The organism is Nitrincola sp. A-D6 (assembly GCF_000764495.1).
Taxonomy (GTDB): domain Bacteria; phylum Pseudomonadota; class Gammaproteobacteria; order Pseudomonadales; family Balneatricaceae; genus Nitrincola.
This window is the reverse complement of sequence record NZ_JRLB01000015.1, coordinates 12,734-23,694: the sequence shown is the minus strand read 5'-3', so window position 1 is coordinate 23,694 and position 10,961 is coordinate 12,734. Positions and strand designations below refer to the sequence as shown.

Annotated in this window: 8 protein-coding genes and 1 pseudogene; 7 read left to right on the top strand and 2 right to left on the bottom strand. The window is 49.2% G+C overall.

The window, feature by feature from the left end:
* Nucleotides 1-71: 71 nt before the first annotated feature.
* A pseudogene (locus tag LH51_RS03725) lies at nucleotides 72-1,138 on the bottom strand (3-deoxy-7-phosphoheptulonate synthase).
* Between the two features lie 362 nt (nucleotides 1,139-1,500).
* Here LH51_RS03725 and LH51_RS22105 point away from each other — a divergent pair.
* Nucleotides 1,501-2,001, top strand: coding sequence for a protein-disulfide reductase DsbD domain-containing protein (locus LH51_RS22105; protein ID WP_160173674.1), 501 nt, complete (start codon nucleotides 1,501-1,503; stop codon nucleotides 1,999-2,001).
* Nucleotides 1,892-3,349: a protein-disulfide reductase DsbD gene (dsbD, locus tag LH51_RS03720; RefSeq protein WP_235263492.1), complete on the top strand. Its 1,458-nt coding sequence runs from the start codon at nucleotides 1,892-1,894 to the stop codon at nucleotides 3,347-3,349. Before LH51_RS22105 ends, dsbD begins: the two co-directional genes overlap by 110 nt.
* A gap of 175 nt (nucleotides 3,350-3,524) precedes the next feature.
* Here dsbD and LH51_RS03715 read toward each other — a convergent pair whose 3' ends face one another.
* Nucleotides 3,525-5,885: a penicillin-binding protein 1A gene (locus tag LH51_RS03715; protein ID WP_052063411.1), complete on the bottom strand. Its 2,361-nt coding sequence runs from the start codon at nucleotides 5,883-5,885 to the stop codon at nucleotides 3,525-3,527.
* A gap of 150 nt (nucleotides 5,886-6,035) precedes the next feature.
* Here LH51_RS03715 and pilM point away from each other — a divergent pair, with 150 nt between their 5' ends.
* From pilM to pilQ, 5 genes are all read left to right on the top strand, one after another.
* Nucleotides 6,036-7,091 carry a type IV pilus assembly protein PilM gene (pilM, locus tag LH51_RS03710; RefSeq protein ID WP_036519839.1) on the top strand — a complete coding sequence of 352 codons (1,056 nt, stop codon included), beginning with the start codon at nucleotides 6,036-6,038 and terminating at the stop codon, nucleotides 7,089-7,091.
* An 11-nt stretch (nucleotides 7,092-7,102) separates the two neighbouring features.
* Nucleotides 7,103-7,654, top strand: a complete 552-nt coding sequence (locus LH51_RS03705; RefSeq protein ID WP_036519834.1) for a PilN domain-containing protein — start codon at nucleotides 7,103-7,105, stop codon at nucleotides 7,652-7,654.
* Nucleotides 7,651-8,253, top strand: a complete 603-nt coding sequence (locus tag LH51_RS03700) for a type 4a pilus biogenesis protein PilO (RefSeq protein WP_036519831.1) — start codon at nucleotides 7,651-7,653, stop codon at nucleotides 8,251-8,253. Before LH51_RS03705 ends, LH51_RS03700 begins: the two co-directional genes overlap by 4 nt.
* Nucleotides 8,254-8,320: 67 nt before the next feature.
* Nucleotides 8,321-8,812, top strand: a complete 492-nt coding sequence (locus LH51_RS03695; protein ID WP_081960650.1) for a pilus assembly protein PilP — start codon at nucleotides 8,321-8,323, stop codon at nucleotides 8,810-8,812.
* A 12-nt stretch (nucleotides 8,813-8,824) separates the two neighbouring features.
* Nucleotides 8,825-10,951, top strand: a complete 2,127-nt coding sequence (gene pilQ / locus LH51_RS03690; protein WP_235263491.1) for a type IV pilus secretin PilQ — start codon at nucleotides 8,825-8,827, stop codon at nucleotides 10,949-10,951.
* The last annotated feature ends 10 nt before the right edge of the window (nucleotides 10,952-10,961 follow it).

Below are 10,961 nucleotides of genomic sequence, written 5' to 3'. Positions count from 1 at the left end.
AGCTCCTACAGGGGGATTTCTCACCTTCTGTAGGAGCCCGCTCCGCGGGCGAATGTTCCGGGCAATATGTCTTACCGCTTCGGTAAAACATCCTTCAGCTTCGCATGAACTCCACGCAAACATTCTTCCGTGGTTTTCCAGTCAATACATGCATCAGTCACCGATACGCCGTGCTTAAGGTCACAGAGGTTGGCCGGGATGGACTGGTTGCCCCATTCCAGATTGGACTCAATCATCAGGCCGATGATGGACTGGTTGCCTTCGAGAATCTGGTTAGCAGCATTTTCTGCAACCAGCGGCTGTAGCGCCGGGTCTTTGTTGGAATTGGCGTGGCTGCAGTCAATCATGATGTTGTTACTGAGCTTGGCCTTTTCCAGTGCCTGTTCGCACAGACGTACACTGACTGAATCGTAATTCGGTTTGCCGTTTCCGCCGCGCAGTACCACATGGCCATAGGCGTTGCCGCGTGTTTTGACGATGGATACCTTGCCTTCTTCATCTATACCGAGGAAATTGTGCGGGTGGCACACGGATTCCATCGCATTAATAGCAACAGTAAGCCCTCCATCGGTACCATTTTTAAAGCCCACGGCGCAAGACAAACCGGATGACATTTCACGGTGAGTCTGGGATTCTGTAGTGCGCGCACCAATAGCCGACCAACTGATCAGGTCCTGCATATATTGGGGCGAGATAGGATCAAGCGCTTCGGTGGCCAGTGGTAAGCCCATGTCGGACAAGTCGATCAGCAACTGGCGCCCGATACGCAGACCTTCTTCGATTTCAAACGAGTCATTCATGTGCGGATCGTTAATCAGGCCTTTCCAGCCTACGGTGGTGCGGGCTTTTCAAAATACACACGCATGACCAGATACAGCGAATCTTTAACTTCTTCAGCCAGTGCTTTCAGGCGACGACCATATTCCAGGGCGGCTTCCGGATCATGGATAGAGCAGGGACCGATCACCACCATCAAGCGCTTGTCTTTGCGGTCCAGAATATCTTTTACCACCTGACGCTCACGAATAACTGTGGCAACAGCATTTTCACTCAAGGGCAGTTTGGCTTTAAGTGCGCGTGGTGTAATGATCGGTGTGATGGATTCAATACTGAGGTCTTCTAAACGTGTATCGGTCATCTCTGTTAGTTCCTGAAAGCAGATAGATTCGTAGGGGTATTTTTACATATCCCCGCACGGCTTATAAGAGGAAATAGGTATAATATCGACTATTGGAACGATAGGACCGCTTAATGGTCTGATTCTGCAGATTGAAGCGCACCCGGGTTGAAGGATACATTGTGTTAAAACCGATATTGATATTTCTCACGATCATTTTGCTAAGCCTGTCAAACCTTGTAGGAGCCCAGTCCCTGGGCGAATATTCTCTGGGCAATAATTCGCTCGCGGAGCGAGCTCCTACAATAGGTGGTAATGTAGGAGCCCAGTCCCTGGGCGAATATTCTCTGGGCGATAATTCGCTCGCGGAGCGAGCTCCTACATTGGCTGATAATGTAGGAGCCCGGTCTCCGGGCGATGTTGCTGCGGGCGATAATTCTCTGGGCGATAGGTTTCTCTCAATTTTTAACTCTTCAGGTACTTCCGCTGGCCCTCTGCCGGTTGAAGAGGTGTTTCAGCTGGATACCCGGGTTGTTGCACCAGGTGTTTTTGAGCTGAACTGGAGCATCCATGACGATTATTATCTCTACCGTGATCATCTGAAATTCACCCTGCCAGAGGGTGTTCAACTGGTAGAGAGTTGGCGCCAGGTTGGTGTTACCAAGGATGACCCACTGTTTGGTAAGGTAGATGTCTGGACGGGCCAGGCTGCTGCGGCTTTATTGATCGGCGCTGATGCTGAGGTGGTCGGGAATGCCTCGCTGGAAATTACTTATCAGGCTGCTGGGAAGGGGTATCTGTTACCCGCCGGTAACCGAGTCCGTCCCCTTATCTACTTTACCCCTGGCTGCGGGCCTGAGTTGGCCCGAAGGTATGCCACCTGAGCAGACTTTAGCTGCAGAGTCTTCTGTGGTGTCAGTGGCCGAACATGATCGCTTTACGCAAGTGTTAAGTGGACGTAGTCTGCCCTTGATTCTGGCGGCGTTTTTTGTGGCCGGACTGGCGTTGTCGCTGACCCCCTGTGTGTTCCCGATGATCCCGATTTTGTCCAGTATTATTGCTGGCCAGCAGGAGCGGGTGTCAACGCGTCGGGCGCTGGGGCTCTCCAGTGTCTATGTGTTAGCCATGGCGGTCACCTATACCCTGGTGGGTGTATTGGCAGGGTTATTTGGTGCGAATATTCAGGCGAGCTTTCAGAATCCCTGGATCATTTCTGTGTTTAGCGCTGTGTTTGTGTTGCTGGCGCTATCCATGTTTGGTTTTTATGAACTACAGCTACCCAGCGGTTTGCAGAACCGTTTGAATCAGATGAGCCGCAGCCAGAAAGGTGGTCAGATAACGGGTGTGGCGGTGATGGGCTTTCTTTCTGCGCTGATCGTCGGCCCTTGTATGGCGGCACCTCTGGCGGGGGCATTGATCTATATCGGTCAGACGGGCGATCCCGTATTGGGCGGTACGGCACTGTTTTCCATGTCGATGGGTATGGGCGTTCCACTGCTGCTGGTAGGTACATCGGCCGGGAAGTTCATGCCCAGAGCCGGAAGTTGGATGAAGGCGATCAAGGCTGGCTTTGGTGTGATGTTGCTGTTGCTGGCGGTATGGATGCTGGACCGGATTGTACCTGTACAAGTCACCATGGCCCTAACGGCAATTGTTCTGATTATTAGCGCTGTGTATCTGAATGCACTGGATAAATTGGCAGATACAGTTAGTGGCTGGCAGCGCTTGTGGAAAGGTATTGGCCTGGTAATGTTGGTGTACGGGGTTGCTTTGCTGCTGGGTTTATTTGCCGGTGGACGTAGCCTGGTGTACCCCTTGCAGGGCGTGGGGCTGGCGGCAGGCCCCGCGGGTGCTGCACAAGGTTCATCGATGCAATTCAATCAAACCGTCACTTCGCTAACAGCGCTTGAGCCTTTGCTGACAGAAGCAAAAGCGGCTCAGCAGCCGGTGATGCTGGATTTTTATGCGGACTGGTGTGTGACCTGTGCTGAGATGGAGTTTGTCACCTTTGCCGATGCCGAGGTTCAGGCGGGCTTGTCTGAGTTTGTCAAAATCAAGATCGACGTGACCCGTAATGATAGCGATTCACGTGCATTGAATCAGCGCTTCCAGGTATTCGGTCCCCCAGCGCTGGTGTTTTTCGATCAACAGGGTCGTGAGCGTCGCGAGTTCGCCGTACACGGCGTCATCGGCCCCCAGCCACTTTTAAACCAGATCGCACCGTTGTTGTAGGAGCCCGGTTTGTGGGCGAAGGTATAATGCCAATGTAGGAGCCCGGTCTCCGGGCGATTGCTTTTCGCTCGCGGAGCGAGCTCCCACAGGTAGAGATTACCCACATATTGTAGGAGCCCGCTCTGCGGGCGATTTTTGTACAGGATGTAGGGTCAGAAAAGCATGTCACCTTGGTCTAGTCGAATAATGACTCGAGTACACGATTGCCTGATTCGCCCGGAGCACTGGCACGTCTAGGAACTGAATCTTCAGTAAAATACTCACTGATTGCATCAGATTGACCATTATAAGCCTGTAAACCGCTGGTTGGATCTATGCGTACCTGGACAACACTATCGGGACGCTGCGGTGCAGATTCTGCTTTGTCCTGCAGGGCTGTGCGCATAAAGTCAATCCAAATGGGTAATGCCGCCGTGCCGCCGTATTCACTACGTCCAAGTGGGGCTGGCTGATCAAAACCCACCCATGCTGTCGCTACCAAATCACGATTGTAACCCGAAAACCATGCATCTATTTGCTGATTGGTCGTGCCGGTTTTACCTGCCAAATCATTTCTTTCTAAAACTTGGGCCCGACGTCCTGTACCCCGACGAATAACATCGGCAAGAATGTCATTAATAATAAAGGCTGTTGATGCTTCGATAATACGGTAGTCTTCGGGTTCACTGTGATTAAGGCGTGTATTGGTGGCTTTGAATGCGTCTCCGGCATTATCGGGGAGCTGTATCGGTAGGCCGTTAACATCGACTTCATCAATATACCAGGGCGAAACCAAGTATCCTCCATTGGCAAACGTAGCATAGCCGGTATTGATCTGAATGGGTGTGGCATCGGCACTACCCAGTGCTAAGGACAAGTTAGCTGGCGTGCGTTGCGGATCAAATCCGAATTTAAGAATATGCTGGTGTGCCGTATTTACACCCACGTCACGCATTAATCGAATTGAAACCAGGTTTTTTGATCGATATAGCGCTTCGCGCAGACGTATCGGGCCTTCAAAGTCGCGGGAGTGATTTTCAGGGCGCCACTCACCAGCCAGGCTCACATCATGGATAACAATAGGAGAGTCGTTGATAACACTGGCAGCGGTATAGTTGTTCTCTAAGGCTACTGCGTATAAAAAAGGCTTGAATGTTGAGCCTGGCTGGCGGAAAGCTTGTGTCACCCGGTTAAATTTATTGTGAGTAAAGCTGAAGCCACCGGACAGGGCGCGAATGGCGCCCGTATCCGATTCCATTGCTATCACTCCACCCTGAACCCGTGGAAGTTGTGTTAGGTGCCAGGTGTAATCATCATGAGGTGCTACACGGATAATATCCCCGGCTGTGAGGACATCAGTTGCCGTTTGTGGTGCTGGTCCCATGGCATTTACTGAACGATAGGCTCGTGCCCATTTCATTGCATCCCAACTGAGCTGATGCTCGCTGCCATCACGCAGCATGATGGTGGCTTCCTGCTCGCTGGTATTAATGACCAGGGCTGGGTGCATATTGGCATGTAGTGGATATTCGCCAAGTAATTCAATGCGCGCTTCCGGGCTAAGGTCTGCAAGATCTACCTGCGCTTCAGGGCCATGATAGCCATGCCGTTCATGATAGGCGATCAGACCGCTGCGCAATGCGTTATCCGCTGCAGTCTGCATAGAGCTATCCAGGGTGGTGGTTACATTGAACCCATCTGTATACGCTTGCTCACCGTACAAGCGGACCATTTCTGCGCGCACCATTTCTGCTACATAAAAGGCGGACAGTTCAATATCGGCTTGATGATAGCGTGCGACCTCAGGCTCCTGAACGGCCGAGTCATATTCTACATCATCTATATAACCCAGGCTGAGCATACGTCCGAGAATCCAGTTGCGTCGCTCAATGGAGCGCTGGGGATTCCTGACAGGGTTGTTGGCTGATGGAGCTTTGGGAAGGCCGGCAATTGTGGCCATCTGACCAAGACTAAGTTCACTGATATCCTTGCCATAATAAATGTTGGCGGCAGCTTGTACGCCATACGCCCGCTGTCCGAGATAAATTTTGTTTACATAGAGTTCCAGTATTTCTTCTTTACTAAGCACTTGTTCAATTCTTAGTGAGAGTATAATTTCATTAAATTTACGCACGAAGGTGCGTTCTGGTGACAGAAAGAAGTTTTTCGCCACCTGCATGGTAATGGTAGATCCGCCTGATTGAATTTCGCCGCTTGAAATCAGTTCAAACGCCGCTCTACTCAGTCCCTTAATATCGATACCTGAATGCTCATAAAAGCGGCTGTCTTCTGCTGCCAGAATGGCATGGCGTAACGTATCAGGAATTTCTGTATAGCTAATTGGAATTCGGCGCTGTTCGCCATACTCTGCCATTAGCTTACCGTCCGCGGAAAAAATTCTCAGTGGAATCTGGAATCTTACGTCGCGAAGTTCGTGTACATCAGGAAGATTAGGTTTATATTGATGTAAGGCAAAAAAAGCGCCAGCAATTATCAGTACAATAATGAATAACGAAAGGCCCACAAAAACCTTAAGCAGGGTAAAAAGTTTGCGCATGGTCACCTTTTTGTCTAATTTCGGTCTAAAATGAGTATTATATCTGTCACTGGGCTTTACAGTATAGCTGACAGGCGTTTAAATTACTGATAAATGGTTTTAGCTGTTAACCTGCAGCATGTTCCGGTACTAACGGAAAAGGATTGAATTGTGGTCAGCTTATTCGGAAAAAAAACATCTGGCTGGATTGGTATCGATATAGGATCATCTTCAGTCAAATTGGTTTCCATGTCAGTCAATGGCAATCAATATCAGATAGATGCCTATGCAATTGTCCCTTTGCCAGCCAGTGCCGTAATTGATGGCAATGTTGAAGAGGTTAAAGAAGTCACGGCGGCTGTTCAGCGCGGGTTGAAAATCTGCGGTGGTAAATATAACTCAGCTGTTGTGGCTGTTCCCTCCTCCGCTGTTATTACTAAACGCATTCAGCTTAGTAATCTGTTTACCGGCATTGAGCTGGAAGACCAGGTTAAAATTGAAGCAGATCAGTTTATTCCCTACCCACTTGAAGAAGTCGCTTTGGATTTTGAGGTCATTGGTCCAGCCAGCAAGGATGCAAATCTTAATGATATTCTGCTGGTCGCATGTCGTAAAGAAAATGCAGATTCGCGTGAGGATTCTGTGAATGCTGCCGGGGTCAAGTGTGAAGTGGTGGATGTCGATACCTATGCGATGGAACGAGTTCTTGCATTGATTGATCAGGCACCGGGTGATCAATTAGTCGCTGTGGTAGATATAGGTGCTTCTACGCTTTGCCTGAATGTGTTTTTGAAAGGCAAACTGGCCTACAACCGTGAACAGGCTTTTGGTGGTAATGATCTCTCTCAAGCCATTCATCAGCAGCATGGTATGTCGATGGAAGAGGTGGATCTGGCTTTTCGTGAAAATACGCTGGATCAGGCCATTGTTGATCAAATGGTTGTACCTTTTACAGATACAGTTATTCAGCAGGTCTCGCGTGCCCTGCAGTTTTTTTACTCGTCAGGTGTACATGGTCAATTGGGTAGGGTGTATATCTGCGGTGGCGTATCAGGCTTGCCAAATCTGACCAAGCGTTTATCCGACGAGTTAGAGGTTGAAACGCAGCTGTTAATACCCTTCAATCATACAGCGGTTAACCGAAAGCTGAATCCTGAGCGCCTCAATCGCGATGGTGCCGTACTGGCTAAAGCCTGCGGTCTGGCTCTTAGAAGTTTCAACCAATAGGACTTGATACTATGGCCCGAATAAATTTAAGACCCTGGCGTGAAGAACGCAACACTTTGCATCAGAAGCGCTTTGTTTCAAACTTATTGGGTTCAGCTGTTCTTGCCGGTATTGCCATTTTTGGTATTAGTTATTACTACGACATGCAGATGGATCGGCAGCAGGCACGTAATGATTATCTGCGTACGGAGAACGCCCGTCTGGACAGGCAGTTGGCTGAGATCAATGAACTCAACCGAATGCGTGATCAATTGCTTGCCCGTCTGCAAGCCATTGAAGACCTGCAGGGTAGCCGACCAATTATAGTGCGCAACTTTGATGAAATGGTTCGTGTATTGCCGGATGACCTCTATTACACGACCGTGAGTCGCACAGGTGAGACGATCACTATTGATGGATTTGCTGAGCAGAACCGTGATGTATCAGACCTGATGCGCCAGTTAAATCGCTCTGACTGGTTCAGTGAACCCAATCTTACCCGAGTGGGAACCTCAAATAACCTCAGGCAATTTAATCTTTCGGTGCCTATGCGTCGCCCGGCTGAGGGAGGGAATGCAGAATGAGTATGAATGCACTGCAAAATGCATTTCGCGGATTTGATATTAATAACCTTGATTTTAAAACAGCAGGTAACTGGCCAATTGGGGTCAAATTTATTTGCTACCTGCTGGCATTCTCGATAGTAGTCGGTGCAGGTGTGCACTTTCTCATCACAGACAAGCATCAGGCTGTTGAGCGCGAAATAACCCGTGAGAACGATTTAAAGTCTCAATTTGAAGATAAGGCATTTCGTGTTGCGAATCTGGATGCTCTGCGTCGGCAAATGGCCGATGTTGAAGAGCGTTTTTCCGAGATACTCAAACAGCTACCTACGGATAAAGAAGTGCCAGGGTTGCTTGAAGATATTTCCGATATCGGGCGTCAGGCCGGACTGGATATTGAAACCATAGCGCTGCAACCTGAAACTGCTACTCAATTTTATATTGAGCTGCCGATAAATATTCAGGTGAGTGGTACTTACCATCAAATGGGTGAGTTTGTCAGTGGTGTAGCGGCTATTGAAAGGATAGTCACCTTGCATGATTACTCAATCCGTACGGCGGCTGACGACAAGCTTTCCATGACCATTAACGCAAAGACTTATCGCTATGAACAGAATTAAACGACATAACAGAATGAGCGCGATTCTATCATGCAAGTTCTGGGCTGTGACGCTGCTGGTCTTGTTAATGCAAGGTTGTATTTGGGTCGAAGACACAGCCGACCTGCGAGCATTTGTTGCTGATCGCTCATCACGGCCAGTGGGTGAAATTCCGCCATTACCTGAATTCAAACCCTATGAAGCTTTTGTGTATGAGGGCTCCAGTCTGCGTAACCCCTTCAGAGTAATGATGCCTGAAGTGGTCGATCAGCCTCAGGAAATTTCTGATGTTTACCCTGATCCTGACAGAATTAACGATTATCTGGAGCAATTTGCTGTGGATAACCTCTCGATGGTTGGTACTATAACGTCGCCATTGGAAGTCGAGTTAATGTATGCCCTGGTAAGAGATCCTCTTGGTGAGGTGCATCGTGTACAAATGGGTGATTACTTGGGACTGGATAACGGTCAAGTGATTGCATTGGATGAAAGACGGATAGAACTATCCGAAATTGTTTCAAATGGCCGTGGTGGATGGATGCAGAGACCGCGCACCATTGTTCTTCCCGAGTCCAACTAAGGGATACTAACCGTGAAAAAAATAGACATGACACACAATAATACTACGTCGTTGCTGAAACGCCTCGGTAGCTGGCTGGTGATCCCGGTTGTACTACTTTTTTCTGCTGCTTTACTTGCGCAGGAGGCCAGGTTAACTAAAACAGAGTTCGTATCCTTACCTGGACAGGGTGTTGAAGTGAGGATGGAGTTTGATGTGCCGCCATCAATACCCAGCAGTTATATGATTGACAGTCCGTCGCGTTTGGTGATGGATTTTAATGGGGTTGTTAATGACCTGGGGCAGCGTAACCTGTCTGTGAGTACCGGCATCGTTGACAGTGTTAACTTTGCTCAGGCACAGGATCGATTGCGGGTTGTTACCAATCTTTACGGTACGGCAACACATGATGTACGTGTGGAAGGTAATGTTCTGTTGCTGCGTTTTCAGGAAGCCGCAGCTGTACCTACTCGCAGCAGTCATCAGCAGGCATCATCCTCGCCAGCGGTGATGCAGCCAAGTGCAGCGAGTAACGGCCGCACCCGTGTTAATTCAATTGATTTCCAGCGTGTTGAAGGTAATCAGGGGCGTGTCATCATCGCCATGTCAGATGATCGTGCCAATATGGATGTTATGCGTGAAGGCGGTAATGTTGTTCTGAATTTATCTGATGCTGTGCTTGACCCTTCTTTGGCAAAACGCCTGGATGTACAGGACTTTGCTACACCGCTGGAGTTTATCGACAGCATGTCTTCCGGCAGTGGGGCCACAATTTTGCTACGTCCGGGTTCAGACCCCTACGATTACATGGCCTATCAGACCGGCAATCAACTGATCATTGATTTTAAACCGCTGACGCGTCGGGAGCAGGAAGATCAGCGCGAAAGTCAGTTTCCTTATACGGGTGAGCGTATTGATTTGAACTTCCAGAATGTGGAGGTTCGCGCCGTGTTGCAGATTATTGCCGAAGTGGCTGAAATGAATCTGGTGGTCAGTGAAAATGTCGGTGGTACCACCACTCTGCGGTTGAAAAATGTCCCTTGGGATCAGGCACTGGATATTCTGCTGAAATCCAAGAATCTGGATAAACGTGAGATCGGTAACGTGTTGATGGTAGGTACATCAACTGAAATCGCTGAGCGTGAGCGCGCTGAAATGGAAAGTCAGCAGCAAGTCCAGGAACTTGCGCCGCTGGTTACGGAGTTTATTCAGGTAGATTTTCGTCGTGCCTCAGACATGCGTACCCGTCTGGAGGAGGCACGTTTAGTGTCTGAGCGCGGTTTTATCCTGGCCGATGATCAGACCAATGTATTGATGGTCCGAGAAACCTCTAGCCAGATGGAAGATATTCGCCGTACCCTGCGTCGTTTTGATGTTGAGGTGGCACAAGTGCTGGTAGAAGCGCGGCTTGTTACGGCGTCGACTGAATTTGCTCGTGAATTGGGTGTTCGTTGGGGTGCCGCAGGAAGTGCAAGTCGTCGCGTTGCAATAGGTGGTGGAGCAGGTACTTTGCCATCCGTTGCAGGCATAGATGGAACCGCTGTTGGGAGTACGCTAGCCAGTGGATTGCCATCCGTTCCAGGTATGGTCGATTTTAGCGTTGGTGATCCGACATCCGCTATACGTATTGGCTATCTTGGCAGTGGATTGTTGTTATCCGCCGAGCTGTCAGCTTTGCAGAGTGACAATAAAATCGAGATCGTATCTCAACCCAAAGTTATTACCACGAATGGCCGTCCTGCCGTGATCAAATCAGGTCAGGAAGTCGCTTACCAAACGGTTGAAGACGGTGAGGTGAATCTGGAGTTTAAAGAAGTGGTGTTGAGTCTTGAAGTAACGCCACAGATCAATCCCGGTGACCGCATATCCATGGATTTGAAAGTGTTGCAGGATTCGCTTGATCCCAACCGTTTGGGAGGTGAGCTGCTGATTAATACCAACCAGCTTGAAACCTCTGTGGTCGTTAATGATGGAGACACGATCGTGTTGGGTGGTGTATTCCGTAACGATCTGGAAAATGCGACCCGAAAAACGCCAATCCTGGGTGATCTGCCAGTGCTGGGCGGTTTATTCCGCTATAAGCGTGAAACAGAAACCAAACGGGAGTTGCTGATCTTTATCACACCAACTATGATTCGGGAATCCTTAGCTATTCAGTAGGTTTTCCGCG

Bases quoted from the DNA above. Each gene is read 5' to 3' on its own strand.
- LH51_RS03715 (WP_052063411.1), bottom strand. From the start codon at position 5,885: ATGCGCAAACTTTTTACCCTGCTTAAGGTTTTTGTGGGCCTTTCGTTA.
- LH51_RS03705 (WP_036519834.1), top strand. From the start codon at position 7,103: ATGGCCCGAATAAATTTAAGACCCTGGCGTGAAGAACGCAACACTTTG.
- LH51_RS03700 (WP_036519831.1), top strand. From the start codon at position 7,651: ATGAGTATGAATGCACTGCAAAATGCATTTCGCGGATTTGATATTAAT.
- LH51_RS03695 (WP_081960650.1), top strand. From the start codon at position 8,321: ATGCAAGGTTGTATTTGGGTCGAAGACACAGCCGACCTGCGAGCATTT.